This is a genomic window from Agrobacterium sp. LAD9, assembly GCF_003031125.1.
Classification (GTDB): domain Bacteria; phylum Pseudomonadota; class Alphaproteobacteria; order Rhizobiales; family Rhizobiaceae; genus Agrobacterium; species Agrobacterium radiobacter.
Window position 1 is genome coordinate 311,722 of sequence record NZ_PHGS01000009.1, and the last position, 20,749, is coordinate 332,470.

Genomic DNA, 20,749 nt, shown 5'->3' on the forward strand with positions numbered 1-20,749 from the left:
GCGACTTCAATTTTCCAGCATATCCTTCAGCCGGGCGGTCAGCGCTGCCCGGTCAAGGGAGAAATTGACGTCGATCCACTTTTCCTCAAGGCTTTTCAGCACTTCGCCCACCTTCGGGCCAGCCTCGACGCCTGCCGCCATCACATCCACGCCGCTCAGGGGGAATCCGGGCCTGTGGAATTTTTCCGCCCGCGCCAGCAGGGTCGAAAGCCGCGCCACCTTCTGCATGGCCGTGTCGCCAGCCGAAACATCGGCACGGGCGGCGGCAAGCGCAAGCTTCAGCCGTGTCTTCACACCTTCGACACCCTGACGGTAAAGCAGCCGGTCAAGCGCCGTCTCCTTCAGTTCGGGGTCAGCCGCCGGTGCCGAAGCCCAATGGGTAAGATAGGCAGCTTCGGCCTTTGACAGCCGGAGGCGCGCGGCAAGGGCGACCAGCCTGTCCCTATCGGGCGGCAGGATGGCGGAAAGCCGCAGCATCGGGTCCACCGCCCAGCCAAGAGCCTGTTCCGTCGCCACCAGCCCGTGAATGGCGTCGATACCCCATTTCTCGGTCTCGGGAAGAATTTCCGTCAGCACACCCGATTGCCGCATCCATAAAAGAGCGCGGGAGGGATCGCGCGCGGAAAGCAGCTTTTTCAGCTCGCTCCATACCCGTTCGGCCGAAAGGGTACCCAGCTTGTCCTTGGCCCGCGCACTTGCTCTGAGACCGTCCGCATCAGGACGGCCGGAGCCGTAGTGGGCGAAAAAGCGGAAAAAGCGCAGAATCCGCAGGTAATCTTCCGAAATCCGCATCGCCGCATCGCCGATGAAGCGCACGGTTCCGGTTTCGATATCGGGTAGCCCATCGATAAGATCGATGATCTCGCCTTTTTCATCGGCATAAAGAGCATTGATGGTGAGATCGCGCCGCTCGGCGTCGGTCTGCCAGTCGGTGCCGAAAGCCACCTGTGCATGACGCCCATTGGTCTCGACATCACGACGCAGCGTCGTTACCTCGAAACCTTCGCCATCGATCACCAGCGTTACCGTGCCGTGCTCGATGCCGGTTGGAACCGCCTTGATCCCCGCAGCCTTCGCCCGCGCCACCACCACGTCAGGGGTGAGCGTCGTCGCCAGGTCGACATCGACGACCGGCAGGTCCATCAGCGCATTGCGCACCGCGCCGCCGACGATCCGCACCTCGCCGCCATCGGCATTCAGAAGCGCAAAGATGCGCTTCAGCGCCGGTTTTTCGAACCAGTCCCGCCCGGCAAGGCTGCTCATGAATAAAACCTCTCGTAAATCGTCCTGACGATGCCCGCCGTAATGCCCCAAATGTAGCGTTCGCCATAGGGCATTTCATAGAAAAACCGCTCCTTCCCCTGAAAGATGCGGCTGCCGCGCCCGTGATTGGCCGGGTCCATCAGGAAGGATAGCGGCACCTCGAAAACCTCATCCACTTCCGTTGGATTAAGCGTCAGGTCAAAACCGGGACGGACGACCGACAGCACCGGCTTGATGCGAAAACCCGTCCCGGAAATATAGTCCGGCAGGCGCCCCACCGTTTCCACGAAAGACCTGGAAAGGCCGATTTCCTCTTCCGTTTCGCGCAGGGCCGCCTCCTCCGGCGTGCGGTCTTCGGCATCGATGCCGCCGCCCGGAAAGGAAATCTGGCCGGAATGTTTGCGCAAAGTGGAGGTGCGCTGGGTGAAGATCACCCGCGCATCGTTGCCGTCATCGATAACGGGCACCAGCACGGCGGCATCCTTCAGCCTGATGCCGTTCCCAGAGAGAACCACGCCCGGATTGAGCACATGGTCGCCATTTTCGCGCTCGGCCACGCCCTCGCCTTCCTGCAGCACCCGGCGGCGGAAATCGCTAGCGGTAAAAGCCTTGAGGCCCGTTGTCGTCATAGTCATTGCGAAAGCCGTTCCAGTTCATTGGCGGGCATCACCGGAAAGACGATCCCGCCCGAGCGTACGGCGAACATGTCGATACCATCAACGTCGATCACTTCACCGAGCGCGACGAGATCATACATCACCGCCCGCGAGATCAGCGCTTCCAGCCGGCCGCGCACCAGAAGATAGGGTTTCAATTCGCGGTTCTCACCGAAAATTTCAAACCGCAGCGGATACTCCGGCCCCGCCTCCACCACATCACCGACATTGGTGCGGAAGGTGAGTAGCGGCTCGCCATCCTTCTCACCCGCGGTCACCTTCATTTCGACGGCGACGAAAGGCGCATCGACGACCCGGATGCCGACTTTTTCCACAGGAGTTACGAGATAGGTTTTGCCGTCCTCATCCTTGCGCAGAACGGTGGAAAACAGCCGCACCAGCGGCGCCCTACCAATGGGCGTGCCGAGGTAGAACCATGTGCCGTCGGCGCGGATTTCCATGTCGAGATCGCCGCAAAAGGGCGGATTCCAGCGTTCCACCGGGGCCGGCCCGCGTTTGGCATCGCCAGTCTGTTCGGCGGCGCGGGAAATCATCGCCGCCAGCCCCGCCGCATCACCTGCCGAATTTATCGTCTCCGCTGCCATATTCGAGTCTCGCTTTGCCGATAAGGAAATACTAAGTCACGACATAGTCATTCGAATGGCGCTTGTCAGCGGCCAAGAGAGCAATAAGCTATATGCAGCGCAAAATCCGTCCCGGCCAGCGGCCAGCAAACCGGGATGCGACTGTGACAGCGGCGAAGGTATGAGGAGAGCGACATGGGCGTGATGAATACCGGCGAAACCCTCGATGAAAAGGCCATCGTCGCCTCGGCCGAAAAGGCGCTTTCCGACATTGCGGCCATCCGCACGGAAGTCTCCAAGGTCATTTTCGGCCAGGAAAAAGTGGTGCAGAACACGCTTCTCGCCATCCTCTCCGGCGGCCACGCATTGCTCGTCGGTGTTCCCGGCCTCGCCAAGACCAAGCTCGTCACCACGCTCGGCACCGTGCTCGGCCTCGACGCCAACCGCATCCAGTTCACGCCTGATCTCATGCCGTCGGATATTCTCGGCTCCGAAGTCATGGATCAGGACGAAAACGGCCGCCGTTCCTTCCGTTTCATCAAGGGCCCGGTTTTCGCGCAATTGCTGATGGCCGATGAAATCAACCGCGCCAGCCCGCGCACACAGTCCGCTCTTCTGCAGGCCATGCAGGAATATCACATCACCATGGCCGGCCAGACCTATGAGCTGCCGAAGCCGTTCCACGTCCTGGCCACCCAGAACCCGCTGGAACAGGAAGGCACCTATCCGCTGCCCGAAGCCCAGCTCGACCGCTTCCTGCTTCAGGTGGATGTCGGTTATCCCGAACTTGCCGCGGAGCGCCAGATCCTGCTCGATACGACAGGCACCGCCTCTGGCGAAGCACGCGGCGTGATCGATGCCGAACGCCTGATGGAAGTTCAGGCCCTCATCCGCCAGATGCCGGTCAGCGACAAGGTCGTGGACGCGATCCTTTCGCTCGTCCGTTCCGCCCGCCCCGGCCATGGCAACAAATTGACCGACAAACACGTTGTCTGGGGCCCGGGCCCGCGCGCAGGACAGTCGCTGATGCTCACCGCCCGCGCCCGTGCGCTCTATGAAGGCAGACTCGCACCGTCGCTGGACGATGTCTATGCGCTCGCCGAGCCGGTGCTGGAACACCGCATGGCGCTGACGTTTGCGGCCCGCGCCGAAGGCATGTCGGTGCGCGATGTCATCGCAGCCCTCGTGGAGCAGGCGAAGAACTGAACGCACGTTCGCGAAAGGACTGCATGTGGCATCCATCGGCCAGATCGTAGACAAGACGCCGGGTAGCGAAGTTCTGGCGCGTGCGCGCCAGCGCGCCGCACTGGTGCCGGACTGCATGGTCGAGGCAAAACGCATCGCCAACACCGTCACCGCCGGCTGGCACGGCCGCCGCAAGCGCGGCATCGGTGAGAATTTCTGGCAATTCCGCCCCTATGCCGAAGGCGAGAGCCTGTTGCGCATCGACTGGCGACGCTCGGCCCGCGACGATCATACCTATGTGCGTGACCGGGAATGGGAAGCCGCCCACACCATCTGGCTCTGGGCCGACATGTCGCCGTCGATGATGTTCAAATCCACCCTCGGCTCCGTTTCCAAGGAAAGCCGGGCGCTGGTGCTGATGCTGGCGCTTGCGGAAATCCTTGCGCGCTCGGGCGAGCGCATCGGCTGCCCCGGCATCATGGAGCCGGTCTCGGCCAGAAATGCCGCCGAACGACTGGCCGCCGCCATCATGCATGCGCCGCTGACCACGGGCATGCCGGAAACGGGCATGATCCGCGGCGCGAGCGATATCGTCCTCATCGGCGATTTTCTCGATGATGCGAAAAATGTGATGGAGCGGATTTCGCCGCTCGCGCGGCGGGGCTTACGTGGCCATGTGGTGGAAATCGCCGATCCGGCCGAGGAAACCTTCCCCTATTCCGGCCGCACCGAATTCACTGATCCGGAAACCGGCGAAAAACTCGTGTCCGGCCGCGCCGAAACCATTCGCGAGGACTACACCCGCGCCTATCTCGCAAGGCGCGAGGCCTTGTCCTCATCGCTGCGCCGTCTCGGCTGGAACTTCGTGTTCCACCGCACCGATCACCTCGCTTCCGAGGCGCTCGTCGCTGTTCACATGTATCTTTCCGGCGCGCCCGCGCAAGGCGGTGGCCATCGATGAGCGCATTGCCTTTCGTGTTTACCAGCCCCTACATCCTCTTCGGCCTTCTGGCGCTGCCCGCCATCTGGTGGCTGCTGCGGCTCACACCGCCGCGCCCCAAGGCGGAAGTCTTTCCGCCGCTGAAGATTCTGGCGACGGTGCTGAAACGCGAGGAAACGCCGTCGAAAAGCCCGTGGTGGCTGACCCTTCTGCGCATGGCGCTCGCCGCCGCCGTGATTTTTGCCTTGGCGGACCCGGTCGTGAACCCGCGCAACAGCAGCATCGCCGGCAGCGGCCCCCTGGTGCTCGTGGTCGATAATAGCTGGGCCTCCGCGCCCGACTGGGAGCGGCGCGTGGCAACCGCGCAAGCTCTGATCGGAGATGCCGAACGGGCTGAACGCCCGGTTTCCATCGTTTTCACCGCCGACGCCGAACATGACGCCGTGCCGGGAACGACAGCCGTGGCGCTGGACAAGCTCGCCGCAGCCAAGCCGAAGCCGCTGGTTCCCGATCGTATCCGCACGGCTGAGGCCATCACCGAAGCGCTGAACGGTACGCCCCCCGGCACGCTCGCCTATATCACCGATGGCGTGCAGAGTGCGCAGGATGAAAGCGCGCTGAGAACGCTTGCCAGCCTCTCGCCCGCCGAATTCCGCATCGTGAAGGGCGACGGCAAGGCGATCACCGCCATATCAGGCGCCACCAACAATGCCGATTCCATGAGCGTCACGCTTTCACGGCTGGATACCGCCGAAGCCGCGCGGCTGACCGTGAATGCGCAGGACAGCCAGGGCCGCATTCTCGCCAATGGCACCGCCAGCTTCGCGCCCGGCGAGGCCGAGACGACGGCGACGGTGGAAGCGCCCTTCGAACTGCGCAACGATTTCGCCCGCCTTTCCATCGAAGGTGTCTCGACGGCGGGTGCGGTGCATCTTCTCGATGACGGCTTCCGCCGCCGCCGCGTGGCGCTGCTGGCCGGCGAAACCGGCAATGATTTCCAGCCGCTGCTGCAGCCGCTTTATTACATCAGCCGCGCCCTGCAGCCTTTTGCCGATCTCATTCCGCAGCGGCAGGCCGATCTGGCGCAGGCGATCCCGGAAATCCTGCAATCCAACCCCTCCGTCATCGTCATGGCTGATATCGGCCGCCTGCCGCAGGAAACCTATGAGCCGATGCAACGGTGGCTGGCCGGCGGCGGCACGCTGATCCGTTTTGCCGGACCGCGCCTTGCCGCGGCCCCAGCCGACGATCCGCTGGTGCCGGTAACACTCAGGCAGGGCGAACGTGCGCTCGGCGGCGCGCTCTCCTGGGCCGAGCCGCAGCCGCTTGCCGATTTCCCGAGTTTTGGCGCCTTCGCCGGTATGCCGAAGGCCGATGGCATTCTCGTCAAACGCCAGGTTCTGGCCGAACCGACACCGGATCTGGCTGAGCGCACCTGGGCCAGCCTTGCCGATGGCACGCCGCTCGTCACCACCCGTAACGTCGAGGCAGGCCGCATCGTGCTCTTCCATGTCAGCGCCGAGGCGAGCTGGTCCGACCTGCCGATCTCAGGCCATTTCGTCGATATGCTGCGCCGTATCGTGCAATTGTCGAAGGCGGGAGGCGCTTCCGCCAACGCCAATGCCCCGGCGGCCGCCCTGCCGCCCTTCCGGCTGCTCACGGCCGAAGGCGCACTGTCGGCCGAAATCGGCACTGCCCGGCCGCTCGAAATGCGCGCCGGCCAGCCGCCCCGCACCGGTTTCGACAATCCCCCCGGCCTTTACGGCACAGAGGATGGTTTCGTGGCTCTCAATCTCTTAGCCGCTGGTGCGACGCTGCGCCCCCTCGACACGTCGGCCGCCGGTATCAGCACGTCAAGCGAAGCGCTGATCGGCGAAACGGCAAAATCCCTGCGCCCCGCCCTCTTCATCGCCGCCTTCCTGATGCTGATTGCCGATAGCCTGATCGTGCTCTTCATGAACGGCGCATTCGCCCGCCTGCCAAAAGCCCGCAGCGCCACCGCCGCCACCCTGCTTCTGGCGCTTGGCGCCTTTGCCACCATGTCGCCAACGGACGCGCGCGCCGACGATCCGAAACCCGGCGACGAGCAGATCTTCGAACGGCTGGACACCACGCATCTCGCCTATGTCCGCACCGGCGAAGACGATGTCGACCGCATTTCCGAGCAGGGCCTGCAGGGTCTCAGCGAATTCCTGACCTGGCGCACGACGCTGGAGCCCGGCCAGCCGGTCGGTCTCGATATTTCCAAGGATGAATTGTCCTTCTATCCCATCATCTACTGGCCGGTTTCCGCCACGGCACCGATGCCCTCAAGCGCCGCCATCTCGCGTATCGACGCCTACATGCGCGCCGGCGGCACCGTACTGTTCGATACGCGCGACCAGTTCTCTTCGCTCGACACCGGCGCGACCAGCCCTAACGGCGAACGCCTGCAGGCGATCCTCGCCAATATCGACATTCCGCCCTTGGAGCCCGTGCCGGAAGACCATGTTCTGACGCGCTCCTTCTACCTGCTCACCAATTTCCCCGGCCGTTACAACGGCTCGCCGCTCTGGGTGGAATCGCGGCAGGGCGCGGCCAAGACCACGTCGGGCCTTTCCTCCTCCGGCGATGGCGTGACGCCGATCATGATCACGGGCAATGATTTTGCCGGCGCATGGGCCGTCGATGCGCAGGGCGCGCCGATTCTGCCCACCGTGCCGCCGGACGAGATGCAGCGCGAACACGCCTTCCGCTCCGGCGTCAACATCATGATGTATATGCTGACCGGCAACTACAAGGCCGATCAGGTCCACGTTCCCGCACTTCTCGAACGGTTGGGGCAGTGACATGACATTGACCTTCGCCCCCTTCCTGCCGTGGATCGTAATCGCCATTCTGGCGATCGCAGCCCTCGCCCTTTCCTTCATCGGCCTGTGGCGCGGCGTGCGCGGCGCATGGCTGCGCGGGCTGGCGCTCGCCGCGCTGCTTGCCGCCATCGCCAATCCGCTCCTGACGCAGGAGGAGCGCGAGCCGCTCTCCACCATCGTCCCCGTCATCGTCGACCGCTCGCAGAGCCAGGACGTACAGGACCGGCCGCAGATGACCGATACGGCGCTGGAGACGCTGAAAGACCGGCTCTCGCGCTTCCCGCGCATCGAACCGCGTATTGTTGAAGTCCGCGACAATGGTGAGAGCGATTCCCCCTCGACACAGCTTTTCTCGGCGCTTTCCTCCGCCGTCTCGGATGTCTCGCCGTCCCGCGTCGGCGGCGCGATCTTCCTCAGCGACGGCCAGATTCACGATATTCCCAACGCTTTGCCCAATGCCGAACAGGCGCTGGGCTTCCGCGCGCCGGTGCATGGGCTGATCACCGGCAAGGCCGATGAGTTCGACCGCCGTATCGAAATAGTCCGCGCTCCGCGCTTCGGCATCGTCAATGAAGAGCAGCAGCTGACACTGCGCGTCTTCGATGACGGCCGCCCCGCCGGCGGCGGTTCCGCGGAAGTGACCGTGAAGATGAATGGCGAAGAAATCGCCACGCTGCAGGCCACGCCCGGCCAGCCGACGCCGTTCAGCTTCAAGGTTCCGCGCGGCGGCAACAATGTCATGGAGTTTTCCGTCGCCGAGCTTCCGGGCGAAGTAACGGCCGCCAATAATCGCGCCGTTCACCTCATCGAAGGCATACGACAGAACCTGCGCGTGCTGCTCGTTTCCGGCGAACCCCATGCCGGTGAACGCGCCTGGCGCAACCTCCTGAAATCCGACGCCTCGGTCGATCTGGTGCATTTCACCATTCTGCGCCCGCCCGAAAAACAGGACGGCACGCCCATCAACGAACTCTCGCTGATCGCCTTCCCGACCCGCGAACTGTTCGTCGAGAAGATCAATGATTTCGACCTCATCATCTTCGACCGCTACCAGCATCGCGGCGTGCTGCCGATCCTTTATTACGACTACATCGCCCAATATGTCGAAAAGGGCGGCGCGCTTTTGATCGCCGCCGGGCCGGAACATGCCGGTCAGGATTCGATCGCCATGACGCCTTTAGCCTCCGTGCTGCCGGCGCAGCCGACGGGTCAGGTGCATCAGGCCGCTTTTTACCCCCGTCTTTCGGAGGCGGGCAAGAAACACCCCGTCACCCGCGGGCTGGAAGGCTCGGGCAACGAGCCGCCGCAATGGGGCCGCTGGTTCCGCACCATCAGTGTCGACCCGCCGCAGGGCCAGACCGTGATGCTGGGCGACGGACAGGACCCGCTGCTGGTGCTGAACCGGCAGGGCGAAGGCCGTGTCGCCATGCTGCTGTCGGATCAGGGCTGGCTGTGGGCGCGCGGTTACGAAGGTGGTGGCCCGCATGTGGCGCTTTACCGCCGCATCGCCCACTGGCTGATGAAGGAGCCGGAGCTTGAAGAAGAGGCGCTGACGGCGCGCGCCAACGGCCGCACCCTGCAGATCACCCGCCAGACCATTGGCGACGATCCCGGTCAGGCGAGCGTGCGTTTCCCTTCCGGCAAAACGGAAAACATGGCCTTCACCAGCGCCGAGCCCGGTCTTTACAGGATCGAGCGCCGCATGGATGAAACCGGCCTGTTCGAAATCAAGAACGGCGATTTCACCACCCTCGTCCATGTCGGCGCGGTGGATGCACCGGAATTCAAGGCGATGATTTCGACGACCGAAACGCTGAAACCGCTGGCAGACGCCACCAAGGGCAGCGTGCACCGTGTCGCCGATAATTCCGGCCGTATCGCGCTGCCCGATATATTGCCCGTCCGCGGCGATATCAGGGTTGCCGATGAGGATCGCATGCTGATACGCATGACCGACGAGACGGTGCTGAAAGGCGTCAACACCCTGCCGCTCTTTGCCGGTTTTGCCGGGCTTGCCGCCCTGCTGCTCGCCTTCTCCGCGCTCTGGTGGCGTGAGGGCCGGTAAGGGCGTTTCGGCCCGGCGCAGCGCCGGGCTTTCCCGTCTCCGATTGGAAATCGAAAGCGGTCGCCACCCCGGCGTCTGGAGAGAAACCATGAATTTCATTTTGAGCGACGTCGCGGATCCAGAAGCCGAAAAGGCCATCCGCGATCCGCTGGTGGCCTATAATCTCGCCCGTTTCGGCGAAAGCGACAAACGCGAACTCATCATCACCATCCGTGACGACGAATACATTGTTACCGGCGGTCTGGTTGGCCATACCGCCCGCGGCTGGCTTTACGTGCAGCTTCTTTTCATACCGGAAACCATGCGCGGTCAGGGCACGGGCCCCAAGCTGCTTGCAATGGCCGAGGAAGAAGCCAGAAAACGCGGCTGCATGGGCGCCTATATAGACACGATGAACCCGGATGCCCTGAGAACCTATGAACGCTACGGCTTCACCAAAATCGGCTCGCTTGGCCCCCTTTCCAGCGGCCAGTCGATCACCTGGCTGGAGAAGCGGTTCTAAATTGCATAAAGCTGCTAAGCCGCGATCCCCGATACCTCACCATCCACCGTCCGGCCCATAGCCTCGCGAATCTGCTGGCGAAGCCACACGGCCCCGGCATCCGCGTCGGTCTGCAGGGCCCAGACCATGGCGACGGGTGGGAAATTCAACGCCACCGGCACCGGGCTTATTTCCAGCCCCAGCAACGGCGCATAACGCAGCGCGATACGCGAGGACACGGTGGCCAGCACCGCCGAGGATCGCGCCGTTGCCAGTACCGAAAGAAAATCCGGCGCGGCGGCAACGACGTCGATTTCCAATCCGCTCAGCTCCAGCGCATCCTTGATGCAGCCGTGCAGGCTGTCCGTCTGCGATATGACCGCATGTTTGGCCGCCACGTAGGCGTCCAGTCCCACGGGATTGGGCAGATCGAGTAAAGCTGGGTTGAAACAGCAGAATACGCTGGAAGAATAGAGCGGTTCGCAATGGTGGCGCTGCTCTTTCGAATAGGTGCATCCGACAGCCATGTCGATCACACCCGTATCCAGCATCGCCGTGATTTCCTGCTCCTGCCCGTTGCGGGCGAGAATACGGATACCGGGCGCAATCTCCCGCAGCCGCGCCGTCAGATCCGGCAAAAGCAACAGTTCCACCTCGCTCGACATGCCCAGCCGGAATGTGCGGCGCTCCGTTGCCGGATCGAACACATCCGCCGTCAGCACCGCCGCCTGCGCCTGCCTGAGCGCCTGTCTCACCGGCCCGGCCAGATTGAGCGCCCGCGCCGTCGGCTTCATCTCCTGCCCCACGCGGATGAAAAGCTCGTCCTGAAACAGGGTCCGCAGGGTGGAGAGATTATGGCTCATGGCCGGCTGCTGGATTTTCAGCCGGCGTGCAGCGCGCGTGACATTCATCTCCTCCATCATCGCATCGAAGGCAATGAGAAGATTGAGGTCGAAAGAACGGAGATTGAAATGATCGATAGTTTGCATAAGTCACATCGATTTGATTACTGACCTCTCTACACTTAGCTGGAGTACGGAAAGTTTCAAGACGTTCCCCAACCCAGGAGCCCTCAATGCCGTCACGTCGCTCACTTCTCAAAGGCGCCGCCAGCGCCATCATCGCCGCCCCCTTCGTTGCACCCTCCCTCGCCTTCGCCAAGGCGCCGCTCGCCGCCACACAGGCACCCGGCTTTTACCGGCTGATGGTCGGCAAGGTGGAAGTCACCGCGCTTTCGGACGGCGTCATCGCGCTGCCGCTTGCCAAAATCTACACCAACACCACACCGGAACATGCGACAAAGGTGCTGCAGGATGCCTTCCTGCCGGAAGAAACGCCCACCTCGGTCAACGCGTTTCTCGTCAACACCGGCGACAGGCTGGTGCTGATTGATGCCGGCACCGGCACCTATCTCGGCCCGAGCCTCGGCCGGCTCGTCGCCAATATCGAGGCCTCAGGCTACAAGGCGGGGGAGATAGACGATGTTATCCTCACCCATATCCATACCGACCACTCCGGCGGGCTGTCTGCGGATGGCAAACGCGTCTTTGCCAATGCGACCCTGCACGTCAACAAGCGCGAAGCCGCTTTCTGGCTTGATGAGGCAAAGGCCAAGGCGGCGCCCGAAGCGCTGAAGAAGGGTTATGCCGAAGCGAAGGAAAGCATCCAGCCCTATATCGATGCCGGCAAGTTCGAGACATTCGGTGATAGTGCCGCGCCGGTTCCCGGCCTCGGCTCGATCCTTTATGCCGGCCATACGCCGGGCCACAGCGGCATCGTTCTGGAAAGCGACGGCCAGAAAATCGTCTTCTGGGGCGATATCACCCATGGCGATATCCTCCAGTTCGATGAACCTGATGTCGCGATCGAATTTGACGTCGACCAGAAGGCTGCCGTCGCCGCCCGCGATCTGGCATTCCGGCAGGCGGTGGAAGGCAAATATCTGGTGGCAGGCGCCCATATCGCCTTCCCCGGCATAGGCCATGTGCGCACCGACAGCACGAACTATGATTGGCTTCCGGTCAATTACACGACGCTTTAACTGCAGAACGGAATGGCCTGATCGTGGATCGGATCAGGCCATCACCCCTGAGCGGCAATCAGGTCAGCGCTACCTGCCGCGTTTCCGCATTGATCATCGTGGCCGCAATGGCGGCCAGCACCAGCAGCCCGGCAAAAATGCCGATTGCGACACCAAAACCCTGCGCAATGGCATAACCAAGCAGAGACGGCGCAAGCAGGCCGCCAAGCCGCGCCATGGCGCCCGCGGCCCCCATGCCGGTCGCCCGGGATTCGGTTGGATAAAGCTCCGGCGTATAGGCATAAAGCGCTCCCCAGGTGCCGAGCAGCGCAAAGCTCATAATAAGCAGTGAAGCGGCAATCATTGCGCCGGCCGAAGCGAGCGTGAAGAGCAGGCATCCGAGCGCGGAGAGCAGGCAGAAGCCGATCAGTGTCGGCTTGCGGCCCCATTTTTCAACGCCATAGGCGGCAAGCGCATAACCGGGGATCTGCGCCAGCGCCACGAGCACCAGAAAACCGTAACCGCGCACGAAGCCGAAACCGTCTCCGGCCAGTTTCGCCGGCATCCAGGTGAAGACACCGTAATAGGAGACGGAGACAAGGAACCAGATGGCAAGGATCATGATGCTGCGCTGCCGGAGTGCGGGTGAAAATATCCCCTGCCCCTTGGCCACGTCAGGCTGGAAAAGCCCGGTTCCGGCATCGAGCGGCGCGCGGCCATTCGTCACCAGCATGCGGTTGACGACAGCCTTTGCTTCCTCTGACCGACCGCTGCGCAAGAGGTAAAGCGGCGATTCCGGCACCAGAAAGCGCAGGCCGAGACCGAGGACGGCCGGAAAGGCCGTCACGGCAAAAATGTAACGCCAGGCATCAGCGACGCCGGCAAGGCTGGCGCCCCAAGCGGCCAGCGCCACGATCAGTGTCCCGACAGCCCAGAAGCCTTCCAGAAAGACCAGCCAGCGCCCGCGATTTTTGGCGGGCAGGAATTCCGCCATCATCGCATAATCCACCGGCAGCGTGCCGCCCACGGCAGCCCCGGTAAGAAAGCGCAGAACGAGCAGAATGGTGAAATCAGGCGAGAATATCGAAAGCACACCGAACAGCGCATCACAGGCCACGGTGACGATCAGCACCCGGCGACGCCCGTAACGATCCGCCAGCCGCCCGAAACCGGCAGCGCCGAGAAGCATGCCGAAAAAGAACGCCGTGCCGGTCTGCAGCGCCTGCGGCACCGTCAGGCCAAAGGTTGCGGCAATCGAGGCGGCGGTGAAGCCGACGGCCAGAACCTGCATGGCATCCGCCGCCCAGACGAGGCCGAAAATGCCCATCAGCCTGCGCTGATAGGCGCCTGCGCCCGCGCGCTCCAGCGCATCGTTCATGGTGATTGCCGTCATGCCCCGTCCCTCTGCAGAAATCGACTTTCACTTGCTATCGCATGGGGGGAGGAAACGAAATTGAATTCTGTGGAGGGGTGCGCACGGTTGGAACGAAATGCTCGGCGCAACGATAAGCGAACCCCTGCGCCTCCGCCCTCATCCCTGTGCTTGTCACAGGGATCCAGCCAGCCCAAGTCCTTGGGCTGAAAAGAGTCCTCTCGCCGCGCAGACGCGCGTCGGCTGGATTCCTGTGACAAGCACAGGAATGAGGGAAGACAGAAGCGCTGGCGAGAAAAGGCAAAGCTGCCTTGCAGAAAGACCCTCAGCCGTAAACCCGAAGAGGCTCCTCAAAACCCTCATCTTCCGCAGCTGCGGCAGGCATCACGGCCTCGCAGTTGCGCCAGCCGATCTTGCCCTTCAACCGCTGATGAACGTCGTCGCCAAGCGGCACCACCAGCACCCGGTTCGGATCAACCGGTCCCGGAAAATCGAGCGCCGCATAAGCGACCTTCTCAAAACCGAGCGGCATGTAATAGGGCGGATCGCCGATCAGGATGACGGCCTCGGAGCCCTTCCGCCTTGCGGCCGCAATGGCGATCCGGACGAGTTCCCGGCCGATGCCCTTGTTTTTGTGCGAAGGCCGAACCGCAAGCGGGCCAAGCATATGGCCCTTCACCCCGCCGGCCAGGACGGGCGTCATGCGCACCGAAGCGATCGTCTCACCATCATCAGCGCAGACGAAGGACAGCGACCGGTCATGCGGACCCTGCTCACGGATGCGCGCCGCCGCACGGGTGTGCCGGCCGGGACCAAATGCTTCTTCGTTGATGACTTCGATGATGGCGTCGTGCGACGCGTCCTCGGTGAGGTAGACAAGATCGTGCTTGGACATGAAGAGACCGAAACTTCCAGAATGCGGATGCGACAATAGATGACGGCTGCGCCGGTAAGGGCGTTCAGGAGCGTCAGCGTCGTCGGAGCATCCGTGGTTCGATCATAGCCTGCAATTTCCTCAGATTTGTGAAAATCGCAATTATCAGGAAAATCACCCCCCGTCCAGAACAAATCTCGACGCTCCTCCTTTCAGCCTGTGCGGGACCGGAAACGCATTGTTCAATGCCTTGCGGGTTCGCGGGATTGAGCGAAACGGGTAGTATCGCCGCCAAGGAAACAATCAAGGAGATCATCATGGGCATGCTGGTGGAAGGTGTGTGGAAGGACGTCTGGTACGACACCAAGGAAACCAAGGGGCATTTCAAGCGCAGCGCCTCGCAATTCCGCAACTGGATCACAGTGGATGGCGCACCCGGCCCTTCCGGAGAAGGCGGTTTCGAGGCGGAGAAAGATCGTTACCACCTCTATGTCTCCTTCGCCTGCCCCTGGGCGCATCGCACCCTGATCTTCCGCAAGCTGAAAAAGCTGGACGACCTGATCTCGGTCTCCGTCGTTGATCCGCTGATGCTGGGAAACGGCTGGGAATTCAAGCCGCAGGGCGAACGCACGCCGGGCGCGACCGAGGATCACCTGTTCGGCTCCTCCACGCTCTGGCAGGTCTATACCAAAGCGGACCCCAAATATTCCGGGCGCGTCACCGTGCCGGTGCTCTGGGACAAAAAGCGCGGCACCATCGTTTCCAATGAATCGGCGGAAATCATCCGCATGTTCAACTCCGCCTTCAATGATCTCACCGGCTCGCAGGAGGATTATTATCCCGAAGCGTTGCGCGCCGAGATCGATGCGCTGAACGACGTGATCTATGACACCGTCAATAACGGCGTCTACAAGGCCGGCTTCGCCACGACACAGGACGCCTATCAGCAGAATGCCGTGAAGGTCTTCGAAACGCTCGATATGCTGGAAGATCGCCTGAAGGACCGCCGTTTCCTGTTCGGCGCGGAGCAGACGGAAGCGGACTGGCGTCTGTTCACCACTCTGGTGCGGTTCGATCCCGTTTATGTCGGCCATTTCAAGTGCAATATCCGCCGCATCCACGACTATCCGCACCTGACGGGTTACCTGCGCGATCTTTACCAGACACCGGGCCTGCCTGACACGGTCGACATGCGCCACATCAAGGAACATTATTACCGCAGCCACCGCACCATCAATCCGACCGGCATCGTGCCCGTCGGTCCGGAGCTGGACCTGACCATGGCGCATGGACGCGAGACGCTGGTCTGACGAAATACGCCGCTACCAGTAGTCGGCAATCGCCGCTTCGCCGGCAAGTTCGGCAAGGCGGCGGCGGGTTGCCGCCGTCACCCCTTCGGGCAGATTTGAAAGATCGAAAAAGCCGCTCTCGGCAATCTCATGATCCGGCTTTTTCGGTTTGGTCTGGGTGACATCAAGCCGATAAAGCGCGACATGATCGCGATTGCTGCCTTCCAGATTAAGGTAAACGTGGAAAAGCTCCGGCTTTGAGGCCGCTTCGAGATTGCCTTCCTCGCGGATTTCCTTGTGCAGCGCCGCGAGCAGGGTTTCGCCGCGCTCCACCCCGCCGCCCGGCAGATACCAGCCCGGAAGATAGGTGTGCCGCACGAGAAAAATCCTGCCCTTTTTATCGTAGCAAGCCGCACGCACACCAAGAGTTGCGCCGCGCGTGAACAGAAAAACGAAATGCAGAAAGCGGATGAAGACACGCATATGGAACGGACGGGCCTGCCGCCCGGTTGTTTCGTCATTCACCCTGGTTTCTCCCCGCCTGCCGGCTTTCATTGGACGCGCGGCATATCATAGGTTATCTCTGCCGCCATGTTCAAACTTGCCCATATTTCAGACGTCCATTTAGGGCCACTGCCAAAACTCACTTTCCGAGAACTTGCATCGAAACGGATTACCGGTTTCGTCAACTGGCACCGCAACCGCCGCAAGCATCTCTTCACCGATACGCTGGAAAAGCTGCTCGACGATCTCGAGGCAAAATCACCGGATCATCTGGCTATTACCGGCGATCTCGTCAATCTTGCGACGGGCATCGAAATCCGCGCCGCCGCCGACTGGCTTGAGGAAGTGGGCGACCCTGAGAGAACCTCGGTAGTGCCAGGCAATCACGACGCCTATGTTTCCGGCGCGCACGACAAGGCCATGCAGGCCTGGTATCCATACGTGCGTGGCGATGGCGACCCGGCGGAATGGGACGACGACCGCAAGATTTTCCCCTATATGCGCGTGCGCGGCCCCGTGGCGCTGATCGGCTGCTCCACCTCGATTGCAACGCCGCCCTTTTCGGCCACCGGTTATTTCGGCAACCGGCAGGCCCGCGCCACGGCGGAACTCTTAAAAAAAGCCGGTGAACAGGGGCTGTTCCGCGTGGTGATGATCCATCATCCGCCCATCCGCGGCGCTTCTCCCACCCACAAACGCATGATCGGCATTCGCCGTTTCGCGGCCGCACTCGGCGTCGGCGGTGCGGAACTCGTGCTGCACGGTCATACCCATCTCAACACGGTTTACTGGTTGAACACCCACCACGGGGAAGACCACATCCCGGTCGTCGGCATTTCCTCGGCCAGCCAGGGACCGGGCGGTGAAAAACCGCGCGCGGCCTATAATCTCTTCCACATTTCCGGTGGGCCCGGCACGTGGAATGTCGCCTGCGAACGCCACAGCCTCGATGAGACGGCGACGGGTGTGGCGCTGGAAGATGTGCGGGTGTTTTATGAAAACGGGCGGCCGTTGGGATTTTCTCTACCGAGGGAATAAAGCCCGCGGGCGTGGAGCGGAGGAGGGCTCTACCCCCCTCTGCCCTGCCGGGCATCTCCCCCTCAAGGGGGGAGATCGACCTGAGGCTAGGTCTTGCCCATATCAAAGCCCGAGAATGAAGCTGCGGGAAAGCGTCTTGCCGATCTCCCCCTTGAGGGGGAGATGCCCGGCAGGGCAGAGGGGGGTAAACCCCACCCTCAAACCCCACTTACTTAGCCCGCTCTTCCAGCACCCGGTTGGCCGCCGACACGATCGCTTCCAGCGACGCGCCAACAATATTGGTGTTGACGCCTGCCCCGAACAGCTTGCCGCCCGGATGCTCCATCTCGACATAAGCGATGGCAGATGCGTTGGAGCCATGCTGCAACGAATGCTCGGAATAATCATTCACAGAGAGATCGATGCCGAGATAAACCGACAGCGCATTGATGAACCCGTCGATCGGACCGGTTCCCTTGCCCTCGATGCGCTTCACCTCGCCATTATCGGTGATCTCGGCGGCCACAATGCGCACGCCCTTGAAATCGCCGGCCGGATAGGTGTGGTGATCAACGAACTTGATGCGCGCATTCGGCTGCGTCACATAACGCTCCATAAAGCGCTCATAGATGCGCTTGGCCGGCAGTTCCACACCCTCTTCATCGGTGATGCGCTGGATATCCTCGCGGAACTCCACCTGCAGGTTGCGCGGCAGGTTGATGCCGTAATCCTGCTGGAGAATATAGGCGATGCCGCCCTTGCCGGATTGCGAGTTGATGCGGATGATCGCCTCATAGGAGCGGCCGACATCCTTCGGGTCGATCGGCAGATAGGGCACTTCCCAGACGGGGTGATTGGCGACCTTGATCGCCTTCATGCCCTTGTTGATCGCATCCTGATGCGAGCCGGAAAACGCCGTGTAGACCAGTTCGCCCACATAAGGATGGCGCTCGGGGATCGTCATTTCGTTGGAATATTCATAGACCGCCTTGATGCGTTCGATATCGCGGCAATCCAGCTCGGGGTCGACGCCCTGCGTATACATGTTCAGCGCCAACGTCACGACGTCGACGTTGCCGGTGCGCTCGCCGTTGCCGAACAGCGTGCCTTCGACGCGATCCGCACCGGCCATCAGAGCCAGCTCGGTCGCGGCAATGCCCGTGCCGCGGTCGTTATGCGGATGCAGCGAAATGATGACGTTTTCGCGGTTGTCGATATTGCGGCACATCCATTCGATCTGGTCGGCATAGATGTTCGGTGTCGCCATTTCCACCGTCGAGGGCAGGTTCAGGATCAGCTTGTTGTCCGCCGTCGGCTTCACCACCTCGACCACGGCGTTGCAGATTTCCAGCGCCACTTCCAGCTCGGTGCCGGTAAAGCTCTCAGGCGAATATTCGAAGCGGAAACCTCCGCCGGCCTTGGCGGCCATGTCGGTGATCATCTTGGCGGCATCGACAGCAATCTGCTTGATGCCGTGCACATCCTTGCCGAACACCACGCGGCGCTGCAATTCCGAGGTGGAATTGTAGAAATGGATGATCGGCTTGTTGGCGCCCTGCAGCGCCTCGAAGGTACGGGTGATCAGTTCCGGGCGGCACTGCACCAGCACCTGCAGGGAAACATCGTCAGGTACATTGCCTTCTTCCACGCACCAGCGGGCAAAATCGAAGTCCGTCTGCGAGGCGGAAGGAAAACCGATCTCGATTTCCTTGAAGCCCATTTCGAGCAGCAGCTTGAACATGCGGGCCTTGCGGTCGTGACCCATGGGGTTGACCAGCGACTGGTTGCCGTCACGCAGGTCCACCGAACACCAGATCGGCGCCTTGTCGATAGTCTTGCCCGGCCAGGTACGGTCAGGAATATTGATGGTCGGGTAAGGGCGATACTTCACGCTCGCGTCCGACATGCCCTTGGAAATATTGGTGATCTTGCCGTCCATTTCGCTTCCTCCTTGCGCAGTCCGCGGGCGTCTTGCGCCATCGGCGGATGCACGGCCCTTTAGAGCCTAAATCCAGTATAAAATGAGATTTCGAGATGAGGAGCGTTTGCGCCAGCGGGCTTTCGGCCGCCGGGCGCTCCTCACTGGACCCGGCAACCGCGTGTAAGGTCGAGGCTAAGAAGCGAGAGTGCACCGCACGGCGAGGCCTTCGCAGAAATCTGCGCGCTCATGCCGTAAATGGTTGCGATGCTGTTGCTCATGGCGTCGTGTATAAACAGCGGCTGGCGGTCTGACAAGTGATCTTGTGCTGCGCGCTGGTTATTTTCCCTGCCTGCCGCTCTCAAGCCTTTCTGCCTAACCACGCTTTACCACCCGCTGCAACGCCATCATCAGCCCGCCGCCGATCAGCCCCCAGAAGGCACCGGAAACGCCGCCGAAGGAGAGGCCGGAGGCCGTGATGAGGAAAGTGATGGCCGCCGCCTCGCGGGTTTCCGGCTCCTTGAAGGCCGCCACTGCGGAACCGGAAAAGGCGCCGACCAGTGCCAGCCCCGCCACCGCCTGAATGAGGATGGGCGGCGCCAGCGCCACGAAGGCCGTGACCACGCCGGCCAACAGGCCGAAGATGATATAGCCGACGCCGGCGATGATCGCCGCCCAGTAACGCCGCTTTGGATCAGGATGGGCATCCTCGCCCGCGCACATCGCAGCCGTGATTGCGGCAAGATTGACTGCATGGCCGCCAAAGGGCGCGGAAAGCAGCGAGAAAAAGCCGGTCGCTGCAAAAAGTGGTCCGGGCTGCGGGTCGTAGTGATTGACCTTCAGCACCGCGATGCCGGGAATATTCTGCGAAGCCATGGTGACGATGAAGAGCGGCAGCGCGATGGAGACGACGGCGTGCAGGCTGAAGACGGGCGTTACCCACTCAATCGGCGGTGTCAGCGATTGCGCCACGCTATCGAGCGCGCCCTCGGGAATATCGACACCGAAGATCATGACAAGCACGAAGGCGGCAAGGGCCGCGGGCACGGCGAACAGCCGTTTAAAGGCACCAACAACGATCCAGGCAAGGATGATGGGTAATCCGAGCGCCGGGTTGAAGCCGATTGCCTTGATCGGCGCGAAACACAGGCCGATGATGACGCCTGACAGCATGGCATTGGCAAGCGGCGCGGGAATGGAGGCAACCGCCTTTCCAAGTGGCCTGAACAGGCCTGCGATGATGATCAAAATGGCGCAGATGACGAACCCGCCAACGGCTGCCGGAAAGCCACCCTCAATGACGCCGGTGGTGGCAAGCAGCGCGGCGCCCGGCGTCGACCACGCGATGCTGATGGGAAGCCGGGTTGTGACGGAAAGAGCGATGGCGCAAAGCCCCATCGCCACCGAAAGCGCCATCAGCGCCGACGCCGCTTCGAAATCCGTCGCACCGACGGCTTTCAGCCCCTGCAACACAACAGCGAAGGAGCTGGCAAAGCCGACAAAGGCGGTAAGGCAGCCCATGAACAGGCTCTGGACGGAAAAATCTTTCAGCATGAAGCACTCTGCGGCCTGCGGCCTGTCGCAAACAACCGCAGCGGTCTGCATTGGCGACAGGCAGAAAAATTGAAGCGTGATGCGCGAATCCGGGGATGGCGACACGCCTTGGATGAAGCGTGGTTATATTCAGGATCAAAAAAGACGCGGCTTGGCAAGATGGGCCACCAGACTTCAG

Annotated in this window: 17 protein-coding genes; 8 read left to right on the forward strand and 9 right to left on the reverse strand. The window is 62.0% G+C overall.

The window, feature by feature from the left end:
• Positions 1-6 precede the first annotated feature (6 nt).
• From DA915_RS11235 to DA915_RS11245, 3 genes are read right to left on the reverse strand one after another with little or no spacing between them, the layout of a single operon-like run.
• Positions 7-1,263, reverse strand: a complete 1,257-nt coding sequence (locus tag DA915_RS11235; protein ID WP_107675834.1) for a CCA tRNA nucleotidyltransferase — start codon at positions 1,261-1,263, stop codon at positions 7-9.
• Entirely contained in the window at positions 1,260-1,898 is a 639-nt protein-coding gene (locus DA915_RS11240) for a CoA pyrophosphatase (protein ID WP_004430201.1), read from the reverse strand. Before DA915_RS11240 ends, DA915_RS11235 begins: the two co-directional genes overlap by 4 nt.
• Complete coding sequence (locus DA915_RS11245; RefSeq protein ID WP_099086010.1) at positions 1,895-2,524, reverse strand: DUF1285 domain-containing protein; 630 nt, start codon at positions 2,522-2,524, stop codon at positions 1,895-1,897. The genes DA915_RS11240 and DA915_RS11245 overlap by 4 nt, the downstream gene beginning before the upstream one ends.
• 174 nt (positions 2,525-2,698) lie before the next feature.
• On the opposite strand from DA915_RS11245, the gene DA915_RS11250 reads away from it, so the two are divergent.
• The 5 genes from DA915_RS11250 to DA915_RS11270 all read left to right on the forward strand — a co-directional run bounded on the left by DA915_RS11250 (position 2,699) and on the right by DA915_RS11270 (position 10,044).
• Entirely contained in the window at positions 2,699-3,709 is a 1,011-nt protein-coding gene (locus DA915_RS11250; protein ID WP_004430195.1) for a MoxR family ATPase, read from the forward strand.
• Between the two features lie 25 nt (positions 3,710-3,734).
• Positions 3,735-4,649 (forward strand): DUF58 domain-containing protein, encoded by a 915-nt coding sequence (locus DA915_RS11255; protein ID WP_107675835.1) that lies wholly within the window; start codon positions 3,735-3,737, stop codon positions 4,647-4,649.
• On the forward strand, positions 4,646-7,456 hold the full coding sequence (locus tag DA915_RS11260) for a DUF4159 domain-containing protein (protein WP_107675836.1): 2,811 nt from the start codon (positions 4,646-4,648) through the stop codon (positions 7,454-7,456). Before DA915_RS11255 ends, DA915_RS11260 begins: the two co-directional genes overlap by 4 nt.
• 1 nt (position 7,457) lies before the next feature.
• Positions 7,458-9,542, forward strand: coding sequence for a hypothetical protein (locus DA915_RS11265; protein ID WP_060727440.1), 2,085 nt, complete (start codon positions 7,458-7,460; stop codon positions 9,540-9,542).
• Between the two features lie 88 nt (positions 9,543-9,630).
• On the forward strand, positions 9,631-10,044 hold the full coding sequence (locus DA915_RS11270; RefSeq protein WP_107675837.1) for a GNAT family N-acetyltransferase: 414 nt from the start codon (positions 9,631-9,633) through the stop codon (positions 10,042-10,044).
• Positions 10,045-10,058: 14 nt separating this feature from the next.
• On the opposite strand, the gene DA915_RS11275 is transcribed toward DA915_RS11270, so the two are convergent.
• Complete coding sequence (locus tag DA915_RS11275; protein ID WP_020808569.1) at positions 10,059-11,012, reverse strand: LysR substrate-binding domain-containing protein; 954 nt, start codon at positions 11,010-11,012, stop codon at positions 10,059-10,061.
• Between the two features lie 86 nt (positions 11,013-11,098).
• Between DA915_RS11275 and DA915_RS11280 the strand changes: the two genes are divergently transcribed.
• On the forward strand, positions 11,099-12,064 hold the full coding sequence (locus tag DA915_RS11280) for an MBL fold metallo-hydrolase (protein ID WP_004430178.1): 966 nt from the start codon (positions 11,099-11,101) through the stop codon (positions 12,062-12,064).
• A 58-nt stretch (positions 12,065-12,122) separates the two neighbouring features.
• On the opposite strand, the gene DA915_RS11285 is transcribed toward DA915_RS11280, so the two are convergent.
• Together DA915_RS11285 and DA915_RS11290 are read right to left on the reverse strand one after the other, a co-directional pair.
• On the reverse strand, positions 12,123-13,436 hold the full coding sequence (locus DA915_RS11285) for an MFS transporter (protein WP_107675838.1): 1,314 nt from the start codon (positions 13,434-13,436) through the stop codon (positions 12,123-12,125).
• A 304-nt stretch (positions 13,437-13,740) separates the two neighbouring features.
• Complete coding sequence (locus DA915_RS11290; RefSeq protein ID WP_020808572.1) at positions 13,741-14,310, reverse strand: GNAT family N-acetyltransferase; 570 nt, start codon at positions 14,308-14,310, stop codon at positions 13,741-13,743.
• Positions 14,311-14,606: 296 nt separating this feature from the next.
• Between DA915_RS11290 and DA915_RS11295 the strand changes: the two genes are divergently transcribed.
• Positions 14,607-15,599, forward strand: coding sequence for a glutathione S-transferase family protein (locus tag DA915_RS11295; protein ID WP_107675925.1), 993 nt, complete (start codon positions 14,607-14,609; stop codon positions 15,597-15,599).
• A 12-nt stretch (positions 15,600-15,611) separates the two neighbouring features.
• Here DA915_RS11295 and DA915_RS11300 read toward each other — a convergent pair whose 3' ends face one another.
• A complete protein-coding gene (locus DA915_RS11300) occupies positions 15,612-16,103 on the reverse strand; it encodes an NUDIX domain-containing protein (RefSeq protein ID WP_107675839.1) in 492 nt (163 codons plus the stop codon).
• Positions 16,104-16,169: 66 nt separating this feature from the next.
• On the opposite strand from DA915_RS11300, the gene DA915_RS11305 reads away from it, so the two are divergent.
• Positions 16,170-17,120, forward strand: a complete 951-nt coding sequence (locus DA915_RS11305) for a metallophosphoesterase (RefSeq protein WP_004430171.1) — start codon at positions 16,170-16,172, stop codon at positions 17,118-17,120.
• A gap of 208 nt (positions 17,121-17,328) precedes the next feature.
• On the opposite strand, the gene leuA is transcribed toward DA915_RS11305, so the two are convergent.
• Both leuA and DA915_RS11315 read right to left on the reverse strand, forming a co-directional pair.
• Positions 17,329-19,038 (reverse strand): 2-isopropylmalate synthase, encoded by a 1,710-nt coding sequence (gene leuA / locus DA915_RS11310; protein ID WP_107675840.1) that lies wholly within the window; start codon positions 19,036-19,038, stop codon positions 17,329-17,331.
• 354 nt (positions 19,039-19,392) lie between these two features.
• On the reverse strand, positions 19,393-20,571 hold the full coding sequence (locus DA915_RS11315) for a benzoate/H(+) symporter BenE family transporter (RefSeq protein WP_004430167.1): 1,179 nt from the start codon (positions 20,569-20,571) through the stop codon (positions 19,393-19,395).
• Positions 20,572-20,749: the final 178 nt, after the last annotated feature.

What these genes read in the sequence shown, in the direction of transcription:
- DA915_RS11235 (WP_107675834.1), bottom strand. Translation starts at nt 1,263, where the DNA reads ATGAGCAGCCTTGCCGGGCGGGACTGGTTCGAAAAACCGGCGCTGAAG.
- DA915_RS11240 (WP_004430201.1), bottom strand. Translation starts at nt 1,898, where the DNA reads ATGACTATGACGACAACGGGCCTCAAGGCTTTTACCGCTAGCGATTTC.
- DA915_RS11245 (WP_099086010.1), bottom strand. Translation starts at nt 2,524, where the DNA reads ATGGCAGCGGAGACGATAAATTCGGCAGGTGATGCGGCGGGGCTGGCG.
- DA915_RS11250 (WP_004430195.1), top strand. Translation starts at nt 2,699, where the DNA reads ATGGGCGTGATGAATACCGGCGAAACCCTCGATGAAAAGGCCATCGTC.
- DA915_RS11260 (WP_107675836.1), top strand. Translation starts at nt 4,646, where the DNA reads ATGAGCGCATTGCCTTTCGTGTTTACCAGCCCCTACATCCTCTTCGGC.
- DA915_RS11265 (WP_060727440.1), top strand. Translation starts at nt 7,458, where the DNA reads ATGACATTGACCTTCGCCCCCTTCCTGCCGTGGATCGTAATCGCCATT.
- DA915_RS11270 (WP_107675837.1), top strand. Translation starts at nt 9,631, where the DNA reads ATGAATTTCATTTTGAGCGACGTCGCGGATCCAGAAGCCGAAAAGGCC.
- DA915_RS11275 (WP_020808569.1), bottom strand. Translation starts at nt 11,012, where the DNA reads ATGCAAACTATCGATCATTTCAATCTCCGTTCTTTCGACCTCAATCTT.
- DA915_RS11280 (WP_004430178.1), top strand. Translation starts at nt 11,099, where the DNA reads ATGCCGTCACGTCGCTCACTTCTCAAAGGCGCCGCCAGCGCCATCATC.
- DA915_RS11285 (WP_107675838.1), bottom strand. Translation starts at nt 13,436, where the DNA reads ATGACGGCAATCACCATGAACGATGCGCTGGAGCGCGCGGGCGCAGGC.
- DA915_RS11290 (WP_020808572.1), bottom strand. Translation starts at nt 14,310, where the DNA reads ATGTCCAAGCACGATCTTGTCTACCTCACCGAGGACGCGTCGCACGAC.
- DA915_RS11295 (WP_107675925.1), top strand. Translation starts at nt 14,607, where the DNA reads ATGGGCATGCTGGTGGAAGGTGTGTGGAAGGACGTCTGGTACGACACC.
- DA915_RS11305 (WP_004430171.1), top strand. Translation starts at nt 16,170, where the DNA reads ATGTTCAAACTTGCCCATATTTCAGACGTCCATTTAGGGCCACTGCCA.
- leuA (WP_107675840.1), bottom strand. Translation starts at nt 19,038, where the DNA reads ATGGACGGCAAGATCACCAATATTTCCAAGGGCATGTCGGACGCGAGC.
- DA915_RS11315 (WP_004430167.1), bottom strand. Translation starts at nt 20,571, where the DNA reads ATGCTGAAAGATTTTTCCGTCCAGAGCCTGTTCATGGGCTGCCTTACC.